We start from the raw sequence: 18,590 nt of genomic DNA, 5'->3' as shown, positions 1-18,590 counted from the left end.
GGCCATGGACCGGCGCGGGTAAATTCCGGGTTTACCGAGGCCGCATCGTCGCGCCGAACAGGAGCACGTTGTCATCGGGCGCGCTGATCATCACCCGTCCTTCCGCCGCCTTCACCATTTCGTGCACGAGAAACGCTGCCGCCGCCCGCGGTGTCACCGCCTCGGATGCCTGGCCCTCCATCAGCGTCGCGCGCAATTCATGGTCCAGCGCGATGCGAGGGCCTTCCGCCTTCAGCACGATCTCGATCCCCGCGTCGTTGGTCTCGCTGCCGATATCCAGCGTGCCGCCGCGCACCAGCGAATCGCCCGCGATCATCGCCAGATTCAGCAGCACCTTGATCGCGGTCTTGGGCAGCATCGGCTCGTCGACCAGCCAGTTGACCTGAAGCCGCTTGGTCTCGCCAAACAGCCCCTCGATCGCCTGCTGCGCCTCGCGCGTGTCGACCGCTTCGCCAAAGCCGCCGGCGGCACCGAACGCGAGGCGAAAGAATTTCAGCTTGGCGGCGGAGGTCCGCGCGCTTTCCGCCATCAGCTCCATGCACCGCTCGCGCATCGCCGGGTCGGTTTCGTCGGCCAGTAGCTCCAGCCCATTGTTGAGCGCCCCGATCGGCGATAGCAGATCGTGGCACAAGCGCGAGCAAAGGAGGCTTGCGAACTCAACGGGATCGATGGTCATTCCCGCTCCATGACGCACCCGAGTCTAGGGCGCAATGGCGAGCGCGACCGGATCAAAGCGGCCATATACCGCTCCGTCGCCTGATGCCCGCCAGGCGGTAAGCTCCGGCCCGGCCGCGATCAGCCAATAGGCCCCGTCGGGGGCCGCTTGCGCCGCGTCGGTCGGGGAGGGCATGGCGACGCCGGAGGGATGCGAGTGATAATGGCCGATCACCTGCGGCCCGCCCGTGCGTCCTCGACGCAGCGCCCGAAAAAGCGCGGCGGGATCAAGCTCGAAATGGGTCGCCGGCGTAGCATGGACGTTATCGCATGGTTCGATCGCCTCCACGGCGTTATCGAAGCCTAGGAGAAGCCCGCACGTCTCCACTGGAAAACGCATCGTTTCCGAAACGATTCGGGCGGCCAGCGATCTTGAAATCCGGAGCGTTATATCCATCTAGTACACCTAATGGACCGGGGGGTTTCCATCATTCAAGCGACCATCGCTCCAGCAGCCGACGGCTGGCGGCTGGATCGCGCGCTCGCGGATGCGGTGCCTACCCTGTCGCGTGAGCGGCTCAAGGTGCTCATCAACGCCGGCCATGTCGAGCGCGATGGCATACTCGTGCGCGATCCCGCCAAACGCGCTGCCGCCGGTGAGGTGTTCGCGGTTGCGGTACCTGCCCCGACGCCCGCGCATAACGAGGCGCAGGACATTCCGCTCGTCGTCGCGTTCGAGGATGATCATCTCATCGTGATCGACAAGCCCGCCGGGCTGGTCGTGCATCCCGCGGCCGGCAATCTGGACGGCACGCTCGTCAACGCGTTGCTCCACCATTGCGGCGGTTCGCTGTCCGGCATCGGCGGCGTTGCGCGGCCGGGCATCGTCCACCGGATCGACAAGGACACGTCCGGCCTGATGGTGGCGGCGAAGACGGATCGCACGCATGAGGGGTTGGCCAAGCAATTCGCCGCCCACACCATCGATCGCCGCTACAAGGCGATCGTGAACGGACGGCCGATGCCACCCGAGGGCAAGGTGGATGCCCCCCTCGCCCGCTCACCGCACGATCGCAAGAAGGTCGCGATCGTCGCGAACGGCAAGCGCGCGGTGACGCATTACCGGACGGAACATCGGCTGCGCGAAGCGGCTTTGGTGGAATGCCGCCTCGAAACCGGCCGCACCCACCAGGTCCGCGTCCACATGGCCTCGATCGGCCACGCCTTGCTGGGCGACCCGGTCTATGGTAGAACAAAACAAGCTCATAAGCGTCAACTTGATGAACTTTCCTTCCGCCGACAGGCGCTGCACGCCGCCCGGCTCGGGTTCGTTCATCCCATTACAAGTGTCGCTTTATCGTTCGAAAGCGTGATGCCTGCAGACATGCAGGAACTGTTCAGTCAACTCGACGTATAGGGTGAAAGCGCCTCGCGGCGATGCGAGAAGGCGATTCCCCGGAAAGGGAGATTAGGTAATCATGGCAAGCGGTAACGTCCCTGCGACGATCCCCGCACTCGGCGGCGAGCAGAGCCTCAACCGCTATCTCGCCGAGATCAAGAAGTTTCCCATCCTGGCGCCCGAGCAGGAGTATATGCTCGCCAAGCGTTTCCAGGAGCATGGCGATCCTGAGGCGGCAGCCCAGCTCGTCACCAGCCACCTGCGGCTCGTCGCGAAGATCGCGATGGGCTATCGCGGCTATGGCCTGCCCGTGTCCGAGCTGATCAGCGAGGGCAACATCGGCCTGATGCAGGGCGTGAAGAAGTTCGAGCCCGATCGCGGCTTCCGCCTCGCCACCTATGCGATGTGGTGGATTCGCGCCTCGATCCAGGAATTCATCCTGCGCTCGTGGAGCCTCGTGAAGATGGGCACCACCGCTGCGCAGAAGAAATTGTTCTTCAACCTGCGCCGCATGAAGGCCCGCCTCGACGCGTTCGAGGACGGCGATCTCACGCCCGAGAACGTGCAGAAGATCGCCACCGATCTCGGCGTGACCGAGGCTGACGTGGTCAGCATGAACCGCCGCATGGCAATGGGCGGCGACACCTCGCTCAACGTCTCCATGCGCGAGGATGGCGAGGGTCAGTGGCAGGATTGGCTGCAGGACGATGCCCCGCTGCAGGACCATGTCGTCGCCGAGGCTCAGGAAGCCGACGTGCGCCACGGCATGCTCGTCAGCGCGATGGACAGCCTCAACGATCGCGAGAAGCACATCCTCACCGAACGCCGCCTGACGGACGATCCCAAGACGCTGGAGGAGCTGAGCCAGGTCTATGGCGTCAGCCGGGAGCGTGTTCGCCAGATCGAGGTCCGCGCCTTTGAAAAGCTGCAGAAGGCGATGATGAAGATCGCCGGCGAGAAGCGGCTGCTGACTGCCTGATTGGCGAAGGAACACCCGTGCCTCGATGGACGGGGCACGGGCATTCCTTGCGGTGGGCGCACGACCTGGGTTACACCCGTGCTCGGAGTATCGTACGTCCCTGCCGATGTGGCGGGACGTGAAGCGATTATATGCTGATGGCGCGGCGTTCGCCTTGGCGTTGCCGATCCTGTTCTCAATCCCCGTCCTCATCGAATTCACGCAACATGTGGTCGAGATCGAACTCGGCTTTTACCGGCACGGCCTCACCGCCGCTGCCGCCTTCGACCAGCGGCGTTTGACCCTCGGCTTTGCCAAGGTTCTGGCCCTTCTTCTGCCTGGCTATTGGTTCGTCCGCTTCATGGCCTGGAACCGCGACGCCGATCGGGCGAAGCGGATCGAGCGGCCGGCAGCAACGCTATTTGGCGTCCAGTTCGCGCTCCAGGCAGCCTGGCAGTGGCTCATGCTGTTCGGCCCGCCAATCGGCATCGCCCTGAAGTTGGGCCCGCGCCTGACGAACTATGCCGAGCTGGCGGCAACGATCGGCGTCAGCGTGGTCGCGGTCTACTTGACAGCATGGCTCGTCGCCTGGCCGCTCGGCAATTCGTCGATTGGCCCGTTGCGCTCGGTCGTGATCATGACGGGCAGCTTCTGGCGGACGCTGGCGTATCTGGCAGCAGGCGCGCTGCCGCTGATGGCGCTCCATTACGCGCTTGGCTATGGGGCGCTCGGCCAGCCCGAATGGCTCGTCTGGATCATGATGACACTGGACGCGCTGGTGGTCGGCCTGCTGGCGCTCACCACCACGGGCGCCGCCTACCTCGCGGCCACCCATGCGGCGACGCGCAAGAACATCTCGCTGCTCGATGAACCGACCGCTGGTGCGTGATCGTTAGAGCGTTGAAATTCTGGTCACAGCCGGTCATTTGCCGAGCCAATGAGATTGGCGGAAGCGCTGAGGAAGAGGATCGAATGTGGCGTTCGGCGACATAACCAACACTAGCCTGGCAGAATTCATCAGCGCCAACCGGTTCGCCGACGAGCTATGCGTCTTCATCCACATCCCCAAGACTGCAGGATCCTCGCTCTCGACAGAGTTGGATCGGATGCGCCCGCCGTATCACAACATTCACCGCCGTTATTTCTACGGCGACACCGTCACGTTTTCGCGGATCGAGGACGAGATCGCCGCCGTGATCGACAGCGGCGCGCTTGCAGAGGCGCGGTCATGTTCGGGCCATTTCACCTGGAGCCTTGCTGCGCCCCTTCGCGAAGCACGACCGGATGCCCGCGCTTTCACCTTCCTGCGCGATCCGGTGAAGCGGGTGATCTCGGACTATCGCTATTCCCGCACCCCGACACACCCGACCTACAAGGAAACGATTGAACGCTTCCCGACGATCGAGAGCTATGTCGAAGCAGCGGAAACTCAGGACAAGATGGCGCGCTTCATGATGCCGGGGGACGTTCGCACTCCCGCCGAGATTGATGCGTTCATCAGCGCCAACTATGCCTTCATCGGGCTGCTGGAGATGTACCCGTTATCGTTCAACATCCTGTCGCTGCTGCTCGGGCATGATCGCATGCCATCCGAACACAAGCGCAAGACGGAGGATACGGCCGACAATTTGGTTGAGGATACGCCGGAGCTCCGCGACATGATCGCAGCGCACAATCAACGCGACTGGGCCCTCTATGAAGCCGCGCGGCGCAAGCTGCTGACCGTGCGCGAGGATTGGCGCACGCTTCGCCAATCGGCACGACCGGTTTCCTGAACCCTTCCCTGCCACCGCCTTCGCCTGTAACGCCGACACACTGCCCCGCGGGGCGCCGCCGACGAGCTGATCATGGGCCTGATACGATTTGATCCTTCGTCCGACACCGTCATCTTCTTCGGCAGCATGCTCCTCTTGCTGGTGGTGACGATCATCGCGCTCGAGCGAGCGTCGCCGCGGCGCCAGAAAGGGCGTCGTCACGTCCGGCGCGGCCACGGTGATCAGACCGGCGAGCTCATCGACTGAGCAAGCAGCTTTTCGCGGCCGACACCCGCCACTCCGGGGAAGAAGGTGCGCCCCTTGGCCTCGCGCCGCGGATAGAGGCGATCGATGCCGTGCGCGGCTTCGCGGTAATGGGTATTCTGCTGCTCAACATCATCAGCTTCGCCATGCCGCGCTACGCTTATGCTGATCCGACGTTCTACGGCGGGGCGAGCGGCGCCAATTGGTGGGCCTGGGCGATCACTTTCGTACTGGCCGAGGGCAAGATGCGCGGCCTGTTCACGATGCTGTTCGGCGCCTCCACCATTTTGATCGCCGAGCGAACGCTGGCGAGCCCGGGATCGCCCGCCCGCCGCCACTATGCCCGCATGATCAGCCTGCTCGCGATCGGCATGGTACATGCCTATCTGATCTGGTCCGGCGACATTCTGGTCCTTTATGCCCTTTGCGGCGGCATGGTTTTCCTCGCTTGGCGATGGGATACGCCCCGCTTGATCGCCGTGGCGGCGCTGCTCTTGGCGGCGCAGCTTGCAAGCGGTGCGATGGACTATGCGGCGGCGCGCCAATTCGAAGATCTGGCCACCGCACCGGGCGCACCTCCGGCTATCCGAGAGCAATGGGAACGCTATCGAAGCGGCGTAGACCAACTCCGTGACAGCGGAGCAGCGGAGGTGGAAGCATTTCGCGGCGGGTGGGCGCAGGCGCTGCCGATGCGGATAGCCATTACCTCAGAAGCGCAGAGAACCGCGCTGCCAGCCACGATCCCGGAGACGATCGCGCTGATGCTGCTCGGCATGGCGCTATACCGTAGCGGCTTTTTCAGCGGCACATGGCCCTCGCGCTGGTACCGAGGCGTGCTGATCACCGGCTACGGCATATGCTTGCCGCTCTATCTTCCGCTGGTCCGGTGGATTGACGCTCGGCACTTCGACCCGATTGCGCTGCTGCTGTCGGAGCCGCTTCATCTGGTGCTGCTGCGGCCGGGATTGGCGCTTGCGCATGCGGCGCTAATCATCCAGGTCGCTGTCAGTGGCGCGTGCAGACCACTCACGCGCCGTTTGGCTGCCGTGGGCCGGCTGGCCTTCAGCAATTATCTCGGAACAAGCCTCATCTGCACCTATCTGTTCTGCGGCTATGGGCTGGGTTGGTTCGGCTATCTTGAGCGCTGGCAGCTCTATCCCATCGTGGCTGCCCTCTGGCTGCTGATGCTCCTTTGGTCGCCGCTCTGGCTTGCCCGGTTCGCCCACGGGCCGTTCGAATGGCTCTGGCGGTCATTATCCCAACGCCGAATACAGCCGCTTCGCCGCAGGCACCCTCTATAACCAACTACGCTGTTGCGAATCATACGCAAATCTACTTGCGACCTCCTCTCACTAGCGGTAATGTTGCTGTGTCGAGAAGGAGCGGTTCATGGTTGTGTGCGTTTGCAACGCCATTCGGGAATGTCAGGTCCGCGAAGCCGCACGCGCGGGACACACTACCGCGTGCCAAGCGTACCGCGCGCTAGGTCGTCAGCCAAAGTGCGGCCAATGCACGCCGTTTGCGCGAGCGATTATCGACGAAGAGCGTGCTGCTGCGTAACACTCGCAGCTTCGAAATATCCGCAGAAATCCGCCGATTTTTGGTTGCCGCGAGGAGCTTTGCGACGGTAGAGGCAGGCCAACACGGAGGCATTTCACATGAAGGGCGACGCGCGCGTCATCGAGTTTCTCAACGAGACGCTCAAAAACGAACTGACGGCAATCAATCAATATTGGTTGCACTATCGGCTGCTTGATCACTGGGGCGTCAAGAAGCTGGCCGAGTATGAGCGGCACGAATCCATTGACGAGATGAAGCACGCCGATTGGCTGGCGGAGCGCATCCTGTTCCTTGATGGCTTGCCGAACTTCCAGCTGCTTGGCCGCCTGCGGATCGGCGAAACGGTTGAGGAAGTGCTGAAGGCCGATCTCGCGATGGAGATCGAAGCCGTGGCGCAGCTCAAGGCCGCGATCACGTACTGCGAAGAGGTCAAGGACTTCGGCAGCCGCGATCTTTTCACCCGCATCCTCCTCAGCGAGGAAGAGCATGTGGATACGCTGGAGCGCCAGTTCGAGATGATCGAGCGCATGGGCCTGCCCAATTACATCCAGCTCAACGCTCAGGCGGACACACCGCAGGGGTGATCACCTGCCGTCGCGTGCCGAAGCCGGCGCGCGACGGATTGGCCGCCTCAGGCGCGGCCGAAACCCCCACCCGCTACTGGTCGCCGTCCGAAGCCCAACACGGGACGACGCTCGCGCGGGGGATTGGCTTCCCGCTCGAGCAGCGCGAGCGTGCGCATGAACAGCGGACGCAGCGCCACGACGTCTTCAAGCACCGTCTCGGGCGTGTCCCGACTTTCCACCAGATCGCGGGCCATGAACTCGATCTTCTCGGCGAGGTCCGCCAGCGGGATCGCGCCGAACTGGCGCGCCTCGCCCTTCAGCGTGTGCGCCGGGATCACAAGGCCGGCTGCATTCCCACGGCGCAGCGCATCTTCGATCGCCGTTACCGACATGACCCCGTCATCGCGAAAGTAGCCGAGAATACGCAGGAAGTCCGCGCCCAACTCAGCCTTGATCTTCGCGAAGGTTGACCAGTCTACAAGAGTGCTACCTTCGAATGACACGGTCTTGCCCCTTAGCCAGGTCCGAAGCGACCGGCCGCTTCTTCCTCGCAGGGTATTATAGCACAGGTAAAGAGAAGATGTTCTCTAGGTCCCAAATGGATTTTTTGGTGCGCGAAGCGTTAACCGAATAGGAACTGCGCCAAAGCCCAGATCACGGCGCGCAGAGTTAACCAAATATCGCTCGTAACTGGCGGGAAGCTGATCGACCCGCGTGCCGAAGATCACAAAACTCGGCGGGCGCGATTTTACCTGAGTCACATACCGCATCTTGATGCGCTTGCCGCCTGGCGCGGGCGGGGGGTTGGCTTCGATCGCGCGCTCGAACCAGCGGTTCAACTCCCCTGTTGGCACACGCCGCGACCATGCCTCGCGGGTCTCGAACGCCGCTGCCAGCAATTGATCGATGCCCCTCCCCGTCATGGCGGAAACGGTGATCAGCGGCACACCCTTTACCTGGCTCAGGCCGTCGCCGAGAGCGGCCTTTACACCGTTGAAGAGCGATGAGGGGTCCTGCGCCACGTCCCATTTGTTGAGCGCGATGATCAGCGCACGGCCTTCTTCCAGCACGCGGTCGGCAATGCGCAGGTCCTGCGACTCAAGTCCCAAGGTCGCGTCCAGCAGAAGCACCACCACTTCCGCAAAATCCACGGCGTGCAGCGCATCGGCAACGGACAGCTTTTCCAGCTTGTCCTGCACCTTTGCACGTTTGCGCATCCCGGCGGTATCGATCAGCCGTACGGGGCGCCCTTGCCACTCCCAATCGATCGCGATCGAATCGCGCGTGATCCCCGCCTCCGGGCCAGTGATCATGCGATCCTCGCCCAGCATCCTGTTCACCAGTGTCGATTTGCCGGCATTGGGACGCCCGACGATCGCCAGCTTCAGCGGCGCTGCCGGGTCCTCCTCATCCTCCAGCTCCAGATCATCGTCGTCGGCGCGCTCCAAGTGCGGCAGCAGCGCTTCAAACAGATCGCCGATACCCTCGCCGTGCTCAGCGGAAAGTTGCACCGGATCACCGAAGCCCAACGCTAGTGCTTCAAGGATGCCCTGTTCGCCGGCGCGCCCTTCCGCTTTGTTCGCGACGAGAACAATCGGGGTCGTGGACCCGCGCAGCCACCGGGCGATCTCCTCGTCCAGCGGAACGATGCCGGCGCGCGCATCGACCATGAACAGCGCCACGTCCGCGCCGGCGACCGCCGCCTCCGTCTGCAGGCGCATCCGGCCGGGCAGCGACTGCGCGTCGTGATCCTCGTAGCCCGCCGTATCGACGACGCGAAAGTCCAGGCCGAGAAGGCTGGCATCGCCCTCTCGGCGATCACGGGTGACGCCGGGCCGGTCATCGACGAGCGCGAGCTTCTTGCCGACCAAACGGTTGAACAGCGTCGACTTGCCGACATTTGGTCGGCCAACGATTGCGACGGAAGGGAGACGTGCCATCGCATGCCCCTACAGCTCCCGCCGCAAGAGCGAAAGCACGAAGGGTCCCAATCCGCAAACCGGGCCTGCTTCCGAAGAAGCAGCACCGGTCGGACTTAGCGGTAGGCGGAGAGCTTACCTTGGTGGTCGAGCACGTACAAAGTCTGGTTCGCCACCACGGGCGGCAAGGTGAAGGACTTCGCGGCCCCGATTGTCACCTGAACGCTTCCGTCCGCCGGTGACGCTCCAACCAGCTCACCGCGCGAATTGGTCAGCCACAGCCTGTCACCAGCAAGCACCGGACCGTGCCAGGTATAGGTGCCCTTTCGCTTTTCGACGTTCCTATAGGCCTGCAACTGCCCGATCCATCGCACCTTGCCGTTCGCACGGGAAAGGCAGACCAGTCGCGCATCGTCGGTGACGATGAACAGCCATTCACCCGCGAGCCAGGGCGACGAGATGCTGGCAAAATTCTGTTCCCAGATCCGCTGACCGCTGGCGATCTCGATCGCCACCATGCGCCCACCTTCGCCGACGGCATAGACACGACCGTCCTCGATCACCGGATCGGCGTCGATGTCAGCAAGACTGGATACCGACGTGGAAATGCTGGTGCGCGACAGGGCGTCCTGCCACAGCGTACGCCCGTTCTCGTAACGGTAGGCGTTCAGCTCGCCGGATGAGAAGCCAGCCACGATCGTCCCGGCCGCTGCAGCCGGAGCAGCGACGCCGAATACGCCTTGCGTCTCGACGCTGGCGGAGCCGGTCCACACCACCTGGCCATCAGCCTGGTTGAGCGCGAACAACTGATTGTCCTGGCTCAGCACATAAACCTGGCCGTTCGCAATTGTCGGTGCGCCGCGAAGCGGCCCGCCGGGCTTGGCCCGCCATGCGACGCTGCCGTCGGCAGCACTGAACGCAACCACGTCGCCAAGGCCGTCGGTCGCGTAGATCCGACCGCTGTCATAGCTTGCACCGCCGCCAAAGCGTGCCGCCTTGTTCTCCTCGGTGGTCGACACGGAGGCCGTCCATTGCGTCGCACCGGTGTCGGCGGAAAAGGCGTGAAGCTGGGCGTTGACGTCAACGACGAAAACCTTGCCTTCGGCAACGACCGGTGCCGCGCCCAGTCGCTGCCGATTGGACCCGCCGTCCACGGCCGCGCTCCAGATGCGCGACGGGGATCCGCCAAGTGCCAGATGCCCCATCGATTTCGACGCATTGCCGCCCGGCTGCGACCATTCGGTGTTTGCCATGGCCGGCGGCAGCAGAACCTGCACACCCGACAGCGCCGGATCGATTTCCGCAGCGTTTTCCGCCGCCAGTATGGGCACGCGATTGCCGACCGTCGGCGTCTTCTTCGGGTCGGATCTGAACACGCCGCAGGCGCTGAGGCCCATCAGCGCGGCGAGCGCGACAGGGGCGGCAATCGACTTCTTCATTGCTTCGTCACGTCCTCTTTCGTGCCTGCGTCCGCCGGCACGGCATCGACGCCCAGTACGCCCGCCATCTGAACCGCGCGTTGACGGATCGATGGCGGCACCTGCTCGGCCTGCGCCATTTGCCCGAACAGACGCCCAGCAAGATCACGGCGGCCCTGCTTCAGATAGGCCAGCGCGACAAGCTCGCCGGCACTGCCGAAATAAGCGTTTTCCGGCACGGCCACGCCGCGCAGACGGACAATGACCTGATCGGGCTTGATTGTGTCGAACTCAGCCATTGTTTGCCGAACAAGCGCCAGCTGGCGGAACGGCTCGGCAAGTGATCCGTCCGCAGCGATCGCGCCGAACTTCGCGGCCGCCCCCTTCAGATCGTTCTTCTGGAGGAGGAGGTCGCCTTGGGTGAACAGCGCAACCGCACGATAACCATCCGAGTCCGACTTCGCGAGTTCGGCGATCTGCGGCGCGGCCTTCTCCGTCTGGCCGGAAGACAAATTGTCCCACGCCAACTGGAGCTGCTCGCCCTCGCGACCAGCGGCTTCGCGCTGGCGATGCTGCCAGTACAGATAGCCGGCAAAGATCGCGAGACCCAGCACGACGACGGCAGCGATCGCCAAGCCCCAGCGGCGCCACAAGGCAGCAGCCTGTTCCTTGCGCAGTTCCTCGTCGACTTCGCGCAGGAACGCTTCGTTATTTTGCGGCGTGAGCGCCACGGCTTACTCCAACTTGGCGGGAAGGCGGCGGACCTTAGTCGCGCACGCGGGAAAACGAAAGCGGCTCACGCCTTGGGAGCGTAGGTCTGTTCCGCGGTGGGAAAGGCGCGCGAGCGCACTTCATCGGCATAGGTCGCGGCGCGCTCGGCGATATAGCCGGCCATGTCGCCATAGCGCTTCACGAAGCGGGGCACGCGCTCGAACATGCCAAGCATGTCCTCGGTCACCAGCACCTGGCCGTCGCATTCCGCCGACGCGCCGATGCCGATCGTCGGCACGTCGACCGTCCGCGTAATCTCGATGGCAATCGGCTCCACTACCCCCTCGATCACGACCGAAAAGGCACCGGCGCCGGCGACGGCCTGCGCATCACCGACAATCTTCTGCGCCTCCGCTTCTGATCGGCCCCGGGCGCCATAGCCGCCGAGCGCGTTCACCGCCTGGGGCGTCAGGCCAACATGCCCCATCACGGGAATGCCGCGCTCCGACAGAAAAGCGACCGTCGGCGCCATGGCAGTGCCACCCTCCAGCTTCACCGCCGCGGCGCCCGTCTGCTTCAGCAGCCACGCCGCGCTTTCGAACGCCTTCTCAGGGCTTGCCTCATAGCTGCCGAACGGCATGTCGACCACGACCATCGCGTGATAGCTGCCCCGCACCACCGCGGCGCCATGCGCTGCCATCATCTCCAGCGTGACGGGAACGGTGGAAGGCAGTCCGTAGATCACCTGCCCCAGGCTGTCGCCGACCAGCAGGATGTCGCAATGCGGATCGAGGATCTGCGCGGTGCGCACCGTATAGGCCGTCAGCATCACGAGCGGTTCCTTGCCCTTGCGCTGACGCACGGCCGGCACGGTCACCCGCTTCATCGGTGCCGCGACCGGCGTTGCCCGACTGGTGGAGCTGTCGATGGTGAAGGTCGTGGACATCAGATGCGCTTAGCCGGTTCAGCCCACGCGATCCAGCCGCTCACGGCGAGGTGGAAGGTTCGCTGCGCGCAACGCCATCCGCATCAACCACGAGCCACACAGCATTCTGCCGCGTTCTTGATCCAGATCACTGCTTTCGCGGGAAAAGTCGTGGCCGTCCGAAAACTTCCGCACGCTTCGGGTGTTCTTCCCTGACGTTTGCAAAAGTAGCGCTCGGGAGCAGATATGCGCATCCACCACTTGAACTGCGGCACCGATTGTCCGCTCGGCGGCGCCCTGTTCGACGGGCGAAGCATGGGGCCGCTCGGCCATATCGTGTGCCACTGCCTGCTGATCGAAACCGACGCGCATGGCCTGGTCCTGGTCGACACCGGCTATGGCCTGCGCGACGTCGCTCATCCGCACGAGCCACCGAATTCGCGCATCTCCATCCCCTGGCGACTGATGCTCAACATCCGGCTGCATGAGCAGGAAACGGCGATCCGGCAGATCGAGGCGCTGGGGTTTCGTGCCTCAGACGTGCGCCACATCGTCGTGACGCATCTCGATTTCGACCACGCCGGTGGCCTGGAGGATTTCCCGAACGCAACCGTTCACGTGATGCAGCGCGAGTATGATGACGCTACCGGGCCCCATGCCGGCATCGTCGCGCGCAATCGCTGGCGCACGCGGCAGTTGAACGATGTGCATCATTGGCGCCGCTATGGTGCGCGGGGCGAGCCGTGGTTCGGGTTCGACGCGGTCCGCGATCTGGAGGGCCTCCCGCCCGAGATCCTGCTGGTCCCGCTTCCGGGACACACATGGGGCCATGCCGGCGTGGCGGTGCGGCAGGACAGCGGACGCTGGCTGCTCCACGCCGGCGACGCCTATTTCTACCGTGGCGAGATGCGCTCAGCCCGCCGCAAATGCACCCCCGGGCTGCGCGCCTACCAACGTCTCATGGAAGTCGACGCGACCAGCCGCCTGGCAAACCAGGCCCGGCTGCGCGCGCTGTCGATCGAGCGGCGCGATGAGGTGACGGTGACCTGCACGCACGATCCCGTTGAACTGGAACGATGCCAGGCAGGCAACCCGATGTGACGGCCAGCGTTAGTTACGCGAAGGAGCTTCATAACATGACAAATCAAGATGTTTTGCGTGAATTGTTCATTGTTGGACTGAAGAATGCGCACGCGGTCGAGAAGCAAGCGATCTCGATCATGACGCCGCAGGTCAGCCGGATCGAGAATTATCCGGAGGTCGCTGATCGGCTCCGTTTGCACATCGATGAAACCAACGGTCAGATCGCCCGCCTCGACGAGCTGCTCGCCAGCTTCGACACCAGCGGGTCGGCGCTGAAGGACATGGGGCTCAGCATGTCTGGCACCATGGCCGCGTTGGCACATAGCGTCGCAGGCGACGAGATCATCAAGAACAGCTTCGCGAACTATGCCTTCGAGCATTTCGAAATCGCGGCGTACAAGTCGCTGCTCGTGATGGCCGAAGACGGCGGCTTCACGAACGCCACACCTGCGCTCAAGCAATCGCTGGGTGAGGAAGAAGACATGGCACGCTGGATCGACGAGCATCTGCCGGTCGTGACCCGCCGCTACGCCTCGCTTTATGCCGAGGGCGGCTCCATGGAAGCCAAGGTCTGAGGCCGCAAAGGCTAGGTAGCCAAGTGGTCGGCGCCGTTCAGGCGCAGACCGGATACAAAAAGGACCGGGTGAGAGCCACCCGGTCCTTTTTTATGCTCCTGTGACTTTACCCCAGCGTCACACCCGCATCGGCATCAGCACGTAAAGCGCAGGTGCCTTGTCGTTCTCCCGGATCAGCGTCGGCGCTGCCGCATCGGCAAGATGCACTTCCACCAGGTCGCCATCGATCTGGCCCAGGATGTCCATCAGGTACCGGCTGTTGAAACCGATCTCGAACGGTGCCGCGACATATTCGCCCGGCACCTCTTCCGCCGCCGTGCCATTTTCCGGGCTCGTGACCGACAGGGTGATCTTGTCGCGGTCCAGCGCCATCTTGACCGCACGGGTCTTTTCGGTGGCGATGGTGGAGACGCGATCGACCCCTTCCATGAAAGCGGACGGATCCAGCTTCAGGATCTTGTCGTTGCCGGTCGGAATGACCCGGCTGTAATCCGGGAAAGTACCGTCGATCAGCTTGGAGGTGAGGATCGCCTTGCCCAGATCGAAGCGGATCTTCGTCCCGCTCAGCGACACGCCGACCGAGCCGTCGACCTCATCGAGCAGCTTGCGCAGCTCCGCGACGCACTTCCGCGGAACGATCACGTCCGGCATGTTTTCCGCGCCGTCGGGCCGCGGCAGCGTCACGCGGGCAAGCCGGTGGCCGTCGGTGGCAGCGGCCTTGAGCACCGGCTGCGAGCCGCCGTCTTCGGACACGTGCAGGAAGATGCCGTTCAGATAATAACGCGTCTCTTCGGTCGAGATGGCGAAGCGCGTCTTGTCGATGATCTGCTTCAGCGCCTCCGCCGGCATCTCGAACTGCGTCGGCAGCTCGCCTTCGGCGATCACCGGGAAGTCATCGCGCGGCAGCGTACCGAGCGAGAATCGCGCGCGACCGGCAACGATGGTCATCCGCCCGTCGGCGGCGGTCAGCGAGACCTGCGCGCCCTCCGGCAGCTTGCGAGCAATGTCGAACAGGGTGTGCGCGGACACGGTGGTCGCGCCCGGCTGGTCGACCGCGGCGGCGACGCTCTCGTTGATCTGCAGATCAAGGTCGGTCGCCATCAGGCGCAGCGCGCCCTCCGCCGTCGCCTCGATCAGTACGTTGGACAGGATCGGAATGGTGTTGCGGCGTTCCACCACCGACTGGACATGGCTCAGCCCCTTCAGGAGCGTTGCGCGTTCGATCGTCGCCTTCATCACTTCATCCCCCGGCCCGCAGGATTCGACCAGGGGCAACTCGCCCGTTTCCTAGCCAAACAGAAAGGGCCGGAGCAAGCGCCCCGACCCTCCTTTTCGCCAGATAGTGCGTTGAACCGCTTAGAAGCGGAAGCCGACGCCCGCTGCAACCTGGTGACGATCGGTGTCGACGCCGAACGTGCCGGTGCTGGCGCCGTTCGGGTACTTCAGCTTGGCATCGCTGTAGTTGGAATAGCGATACTCGAGCTTCGCATAGGTGTTCGGCGTCAGCGACTGCTCCACACCGGCGCCCACGCGGAAGCCGTCAAGGTTGAAGTTGCGACCAGTCACCGTCGTGGCGTCGTCACGGGTCAGGTCGAGGCGGGCGTTGGTGTAGCCAACCTTACCATAGATCAGCGTCGTCGGTGCGGCGATGAAACCGATGCGACCGCCGACATACAGGTCACGGCCCGCCTTCACGCGGCCGAAACCGAAATCGTTGGGGTCACGCGGATCGTTGGTAACCTTGCCGGTCGAACCCGTGATCTCGGCTTCCGCGCCGACAACCAGGTTATTGAACGCCACGTCATAGCCGATGTCGCCACCGTACAGGAAACCATCGCTGCCCTGATCACCGCGGATCATCGAGTCCTGGGTGTCGCCGGGGCGCAGCGCGTCATAGCCGAGGATCACGCCGGCACGCGGGCCGGTGAAGGGGCCAGCGTCCTGCGCAGTGGCCGGAACAGCAACGGCGGCAGTGGTGGCGGCAAGCGTCGCCAGGATGAGCTTACGCATAAACAAACTCCATCTACTTTTTTCCGCCGACATCGTCAGCGGGTAGAACGCAAATGGGCGATGCGCCGGGTCGTTGCATGAACCTCAGATAAACAAGGATTTCCGTTGTTTTTGCGCAACAGGGCTTGAACATCGCTCGGCCCGTTCCCCTCGCGCGGGCGCCACCGCACGCCCGATATCGACGCTGGATTTCTCGCAAGCTGCACGCACCGAAAGGCTGTGTTTCCGTTTGCTTGCGCGCCGTCTGCAGCACGACGGGGAAATTACACGTCGAAAGCCGTTGCTTTCGCCTTCGCCGCGCCCAATGACGCAGCGATGACGATGAATCCTCTCGAGCGCCGCGGTCGCGATTTCGTCGCCCGGCATGGCGAAACCGTCTTCAACGCTGCGCGCCGATTGCAAGGCGATGCACCGCACACGCCGCTTACCCGGGCCGGCTTCGCCCAGGCCGAGGAAATGGGCCGGGCGCTGCGCGATTTTCTCGGTCCCCGACCCAAACTGACGATGTACGCGTCGGCAACCGGCCGTGCCTTGCAGACGCTGGCGATCATCGCCGAACACCTTGAGCTCGACTGGCACGAGGCGCACCACGACAATCGCCTGACCGAGATCGGCATGGGCGCTTGGGGCGGTCGCTATTATGCCGACGTGATCGGTGAGTTCGGTCCCGTAGTGGACGAACGCGGCCTTCTACGCTGCGCCCCCGATGGCGAACGCTATGAGGCGATCGCTGCGCGCGTTTCCAGCTGGCTGGACGATACCAGCAACGATGACGGCGACCGCCTGGTGATCATGCACGGCATCTCCAGCCGGGTGATGCGCGGGGTGATGACAGGCGCGCCCATGGACCCGTGCGGCGCCCCGGTTCTGCCCGGCCATCCGCAAGGCACCGTGACCATGATCGAGCGTGGGCGCGAGACGGTGGTGCACCTCGGCGCCGGCTACGCCCCGGCCTGATCCGTTGTTGATACTGTGGGCGCTGGCGGCGCTGCTCGCCGGGGATCGCGAGCCGGTCGGGATCTACGGCGCCTGGGGTGCCTTCCGCCAGGGTGAGCCACCCCGCTGTTACGCCATCAGTGCCCCCGTGCGCTCACGGACGGGGGCATTTGCCAGCGTCGCCACGCGGTTCGGTCGCAGCGGCCGAGCGGCGATTTACATCCGCCTCTCGCAGCCGCGGGCGCAGGCCGCACCGGTGACGTTGGCGATCGGCGAGCGGCGCTTCTCGCTGTCGGGTAAAGACCGCGCCGTGTGGTCGCCCGATGCCGCCACCGATCGCGCAATCGTTTCCGCCATGCGCGGCGGACGGAGCATGAGCATCTCGGCAGTCAGCCTGCGCGGGCGCCCGTTCGCGGATAGCTACGCGCTGACCGGCGCCGCGACCGCGATCGACGCAGCCACTTTGGCCTGTTTGGCCGCGCGCTGAGCGGATACGGCCGGAACCAGGCCGATCTTCTCCAGCACCAGGCCACACCGCCGCTGGAAAAGGCCGCGGTTTTCCGCTATATGGGACGCATGCAGACAGTGTCGGCCGCTCCCATGCCCATCCCCGGGCACATCGATCCCGTGCCCGTGGCTCGCGCAATAACGCCTCGCGAAGACGGCCGCGTCGACCTGGTCGGCCTGTCCAAGGCCGAATTGCGCGAGGCGCTCGCCGCCGCCGGCCTCGAGCCCAAGCAGGCGAAGCTGCGCGCCAAGCAGATCTGGCACTGGATCTACAATCGCGGCGCTACCGACTTCTCGGTGATGACCGACATCGCCAAGGCCCAGCATCCCTGGCTGACCGAGCGGTTCGTGATCGGCCGCCCGCAAGTGGTTGAAGCGCAAGTCTCTTCTGACGGCACACGCAAGTGGCTGCTGCGGTCGGATGACGGCCAGGATTTCGAGATGGTCTTCATTCCCGATGCGGATCGAGGCACCTTGTGCGTCTCGAGCCAGGTCGGCTGCACGCTCAATTGCACGTTCTGCCACACGGGCACGATGCGCTTGGTGCGCAACCTGACCGCCGGCGAGATCGTCGGCCAGGTCATGCTGGCGCGCGACGGGCTTGGCGAATGGCCGAGCCAGCCGGAAGGCCGCATGCTCACCAACATCGTGATGATGGGCATGGGCGAGCCGCTCTACAATTTCGACAATGTTCGTGACGCCCTCTCCGTCGTGATGGATGGCGACGGGCTTGCCCTCTCCAAGCGCCGGATCACGCTCTCCACCTCCGGCGTTGTGCCGATGATGGAGCGCGCGGGTCAGGAGATCGGCGTCAATCTTGCGGTGTCGCTGCATGCGGTGACCAAGGAAGTGCGGGACGAGATCGTACCGCTCAACCGCAAATACGGCATCGAAGAGCTGCTTCAGGCCTGCGCCGACTATCCCGGTGCCAACAACGCGCGCCGCATCACATTCGAATATGTGATGCTCAAGGACAAGAACGACTCGGACGAGGATGCGCGAGAGCTGGTCCGGCTTCTCCGGCACTATCGCTTGCCGGCGAAGGTGAACCTCATTCCCTTCAACCCGTGGCCGGGCACGGCGTACGAATGCTCCACGCCGGACCGGATCCGCGCCTTCTCGAATATCATCTTCGAGGGCGGGATCTCGGCACCGGTGCGCACGCCACGCGGCCGCGACATCGACGCTGCCTGTGGCCAGCTGAAGACCGCTGCCGAGCGCAAGAGCCGCGCCGAGATGGACCGCGAGGCGGAAGCGAAGCTGGCAGCGCTCGGCTAAACAAACATGATAAGCCGGCAGCTCCCGCTGACCGCACGTTGGTAAAGGGGAGGGCCTGCGCCCTCCCCGTATG

22 protein-coding genes are annotated in these 18,590 nt (G+C 64.1%); 13 read left to right on the top strand and 9 right to left on the bottom strand.

All coding sequences use genetic code 11. From position 1 onward, the window contains the following. Positions 1-31 precede the first annotated feature (31 nt). Positions 32-676: a histidine phosphotransferase family protein gene (locus tag SPMU_RS02770; protein WP_088331718.1), complete on the bottom strand. Its 645-nt coding sequence runs from the start codon at positions 674-676 to the stop codon at positions 32-34. Between the two features lie 24 nt (positions 677-700). Continuing rightward, entirely contained in the window at positions 701-1,111 is a 411-nt protein-coding gene (locus SPMU_RS02765) for a M67 family metallopeptidase (RefSeq protein WP_088331716.1), read from the bottom strand. Between the two features lie 12 nt (positions 1,112-1,123). Here SPMU_RS02765 and SPMU_RS02760 point away from each other — a divergent pair, with 12 nt between their 5' ends. The 8 genes from SPMU_RS02760 to bfr all read left to right on the top strand — a co-directional run bounded on the left by SPMU_RS02760 (position 1,124) and on the right by bfr (position 7,173). After that, positions 1,124-2,071 carry an RluA family pseudouridine synthase gene (locus SPMU_RS02760; RefSeq protein WP_088331714.1) on the top strand — a complete coding sequence of 316 codons (948 nt, stop codon included), beginning with the start codon at positions 1,124-1,126 and terminating at the stop codon, positions 2,069-2,071. A gap of 61 nt (positions 2,072-2,132) precedes the next feature. Beyond that, a complete protein-coding gene (rpoH, locus tag SPMU_RS02755; protein ID WP_211275693.1) occupies positions 2,133-3,032 on the top strand; it encodes an RNA polymerase sigma factor RpoH in 900 nt (299 codons plus the stop codon). Between the two features lie 118 nt (positions 3,033-3,150). Continuing rightward, positions 3,151-3,900: a hypothetical protein gene (locus SPMU_RS02750; RefSeq protein ID WP_140418384.1), complete on the top strand. Its 750-nt coding sequence runs from the start codon at positions 3,151-3,153 to the stop codon at positions 3,898-3,900. An 85-nt stretch (positions 3,901-3,985) separates the two neighbouring features. Continuing rightward, complete coding sequence (locus tag SPMU_RS02745; RefSeq protein WP_088331708.1) at positions 3,986-4,786, top strand: sulfotransferase family 2 domain-containing protein; 801 nt, start codon at positions 3,986-3,988, stop codon at positions 4,784-4,786. A 72-nt stretch (positions 4,787-4,858) separates the two neighbouring features. Continuing rightward, complete coding sequence (locus SPMU_RS16825; RefSeq protein ID WP_169715615.1) at positions 4,859-5,032, top strand: hypothetical protein; 174 nt, start codon at positions 4,859-4,861, stop codon at positions 5,030-5,032. A gap of 89 nt (positions 5,033-5,121) precedes the next feature. Next, complete coding sequence (locus SPMU_RS02740; RefSeq protein ID WP_140418383.1) at positions 5,122-6,330, top strand: DUF418 domain-containing protein; 1,209 nt, start codon at positions 5,122-5,124, stop codon at positions 6,328-6,330. Between the two features lie 88 nt (positions 6,331-6,418). Next, positions 6,419-6,589: a (2Fe-2S)-binding protein gene (locus tag SPMU_RS02735; protein ID WP_088331704.1), complete on the top strand. Its 171-nt coding sequence runs from the start codon at positions 6,419-6,421 to the stop codon at positions 6,587-6,589. A gap of 98 nt (positions 6,590-6,687) precedes the next feature. Next, positions 6,688-7,173: a bacterioferritin gene (bfr, locus tag SPMU_RS02730; protein WP_088331693.1), complete on the top strand. Its 486-nt coding sequence runs from the start codon at positions 6,688-6,690 to the stop codon at positions 7,171-7,173. Between the two features lie 47 nt (positions 7,174-7,220). On the opposite strand, the gene SPMU_RS02725 is transcribed toward bfr, so the two are convergent. From SPMU_RS02725 to panB, 5 genes are all read right to left on the bottom strand, one after another. Next, positions 7,221-7,658, bottom strand: coding sequence for an Hpt domain-containing protein (locus SPMU_RS02725; protein ID WP_088331692.1), 438 nt, complete (start codon positions 7,656-7,658; stop codon positions 7,221-7,223). An 84-nt stretch (positions 7,659-7,742) separates the two neighbouring features. Then, a complete protein-coding gene (der, locus tag SPMU_RS02720) occupies positions 7,743-9,095 on the bottom strand; it encodes a ribosome biogenesis GTPase Der (protein ID WP_088331691.1) in 1,353 nt (450 codons plus the stop codon). 95 nt (positions 9,096-9,190) lie between these two features. Beyond that, positions 9,191-10,513 (bottom strand): outer membrane protein assembly factor BamB family protein, encoded by a 1,323-nt coding sequence (locus SPMU_RS02715; protein WP_088331690.1) that lies wholly within the window; start codon positions 10,511-10,513, stop codon positions 9,191-9,193. Continuing rightward, a complete protein-coding gene (locus SPMU_RS02710) occupies positions 10,510-11,223 on the bottom strand; it encodes a tetratricopeptide repeat protein (protein WP_088331689.1) in 714 nt (237 codons plus the stop codon). Before SPMU_RS02710 ends, SPMU_RS02715 begins: the two co-directional genes overlap by 4 nt. Before the next feature lie 65 nt (positions 11,224-11,288). Next, positions 11,289-12,149, bottom strand: coding sequence for a 3-methyl-2-oxobutanoate hydroxymethyltransferase (gene panB / locus SPMU_RS02705; RefSeq protein WP_088331687.1), 861 nt, complete (start codon positions 12,147-12,149; stop codon positions 11,289-11,291). 225 nt (positions 12,150-12,374) lie between these two features. Here panB and SPMU_RS02700 point away from each other — a divergent pair, with 225 nt between their 5' ends. Both SPMU_RS02700 and SPMU_RS02695 read left to right on the top strand, forming a co-directional pair. Beyond that, a complete protein-coding gene (locus tag SPMU_RS02700) occupies positions 12,375-13,229 on the top strand; it encodes an MBL fold metallo-hydrolase (RefSeq protein WP_088331685.1) in 855 nt (284 codons plus the stop codon). 35 nt (positions 13,230-13,264) lie between these two features. Then, positions 13,265-13,786, top strand: coding sequence for a ferritin-like domain-containing protein (locus SPMU_RS02695; protein WP_088331683.1), 522 nt, complete (start codon positions 13,265-13,267; stop codon positions 13,784-13,786). A 117-nt stretch (positions 13,787-13,903) separates the two neighbouring features. Here SPMU_RS02695 and dnaN read toward each other — a convergent pair whose 3' ends face one another. Further along, positions 13,904-15,022: a DNA polymerase III subunit beta gene (gene dnaN, locus SPMU_RS02690; RefSeq protein ID WP_088333116.1), complete on the bottom strand. Its 1,119-nt coding sequence runs from the start codon at positions 15,020-15,022 to the stop codon at positions 13,904-13,906. Positions 15,023-15,142: 120 nt separating this feature from the next. Then, positions 15,143-15,796, bottom strand: a complete 654-nt coding sequence (locus SPMU_RS02685) for an outer membrane protein (protein ID WP_088331681.1) — start codon at positions 15,794-15,796, stop codon at positions 15,143-15,145. A 315-nt stretch (positions 15,797-16,111) separates the two neighbouring features. Here SPMU_RS02685 and SPMU_RS02680 point away from each other — a divergent pair, with 315 nt between their 5' ends. The 3 genes from SPMU_RS02680 (at position 16,112) to rlmN (ending at position 18,517) form a co-directional block, all read left to right on the top strand. Continuing rightward, complete coding sequence (locus tag SPMU_RS02680; protein WP_088331679.1) at positions 16,112-16,753, top strand: histidine phosphatase family protein; 642 nt, start codon at positions 16,112-16,114, stop codon at positions 16,751-16,753. A gap of 4 nt (positions 16,754-16,757) precedes the next feature. Next, entirely contained in the window at positions 16,758-17,219 is a 462-nt protein-coding gene (locus SPMU_RS02675; RefSeq protein WP_088331677.1) for a hypothetical protein, read from the top strand. 113 nt (positions 17,220-17,332) lie between these two features. Continuing rightward, entirely contained in the window at positions 17,333-18,517 is a 1,185-nt protein-coding gene (gene rlmN, locus SPMU_RS02670) for a dual-specificity RNA methyltransferase RlmN (protein ID WP_483881758.1), read from the top strand. Positions 18,518-18,590 lie beyond the last annotated feature (73 nt).

Origin of the sequence: Sphingomonas mucosissima, from assembly GCF_002197665.1 — a bacterium.
GTDB classification, from domain to species: Bacteria; Pseudomonadota; Alphaproteobacteria; order Sphingomonadales; family Sphingomonadaceae; genus Sphingomonas; species Sphingomonas mucosissima.
Note: the sequence above shows the minus strand (reverse complement) of the source record. Positions and strands in the feature narration are given on the sequence as shown.

Bases quoted from the DNA above. Each gene is read 5' to 3' on its own strand.
- SPMU_RS02770 (WP_088331718.1), bottom strand. From the start codon at position 676: ATGACCATCGATCCCGTTGAGTTCGCAAGCCTCCTTTGCTCGCGCTTG.
- SPMU_RS02765 (WP_088331716.1), bottom strand. From the start codon at position 1,111: ATGGATATAACGCTCCGGATTTCAAGATCGCTGGCCGCCCGAATCGTT.
- SPMU_RS02760 (WP_088331714.1), top strand. From the start codon at position 1,124: ATGGACCGGGGGGTTTCCATCATTCAAGCGACCATCGCTCCAGCAGCC.
- rpoH (WP_211275693.1), top strand. From the start codon at position 2,133: ATGGCAAGCGGTAACGTCCCTGCGACGATCCCCGCACTCGGCGGCGAG.
- SPMU_RS16825 (WP_169715615.1), top strand. From the start codon at position 4,859: ATGGGCCTGATACGATTTGATCCTTCGTCCGACACCGTCATCTTCTTC.
- SPMU_RS02735 (WP_088331704.1), top strand. From the start codon at position 6,419: ATGGTTGTGTGCGTTTGCAACGCCATTCGGGAATGTCAGGTCCGCGAA.
- bfr (WP_088331693.1), top strand. From the start codon at position 6,688: ATGAAGGGCGACGCGCGCGTCATCGAGTTTCTCAACGAGACGCTCAAA.
- der (WP_088331691.1), bottom strand. From the start codon at position 9,095: ATGGCACGTCTCCCTTCCGTCGCAATCGTTGGCCGACCAAATGTCGGC.
- SPMU_RS02715 (WP_088331690.1), bottom strand. From the start codon at position 10,513: ATGAAGAAGTCGATTGCCGCCCCTGTCGCGCTCGCCGCGCTGATGGGC.
- panB (WP_088331687.1), bottom strand. From the start codon at position 12,149: ATGTCCACGACCTTCACCATCGACAGCTCCACCAGTCGGGCAACGCCG.
- SPMU_RS02700 (WP_088331685.1), top strand. From the start codon at position 12,375: ATGCGCATCCACCACTTGAACTGCGGCACCGATTGTCCGCTCGGCGGC.
- SPMU_RS02695 (WP_088331683.1), top strand. From the start codon at position 13,265: ATGACAAATCAAGATGTTTTGCGTGAATTGTTCATTGTTGGACTGAAG.
- dnaN (WP_088333116.1), bottom strand. From the start codon at position 15,022: ATGAAGGCGACGATCGAACGCGCAACGCTCCTGAAGGGGCTGAGCCAT.
- SPMU_RS02685 (WP_088331681.1), bottom strand. From the start codon at position 15,796: ATGCGTAAGCTCATCCTGGCGACGCTTGCCGCCACCACTGCCGCCGTT.
- SPMU_RS02680 (WP_088331679.1), top strand. From the start codon at position 16,112: ATGACGATGAATCCTCTCGAGCGCCGCGGTCGCGATTTCGTCGCCCGG.
- rlmN (WP_483881758.1), top strand. From the start codon at position 17,333: ATGCCCATCCCCGGGCACATCGATCCCGTGCCCGTGGCTCGCGCAATA.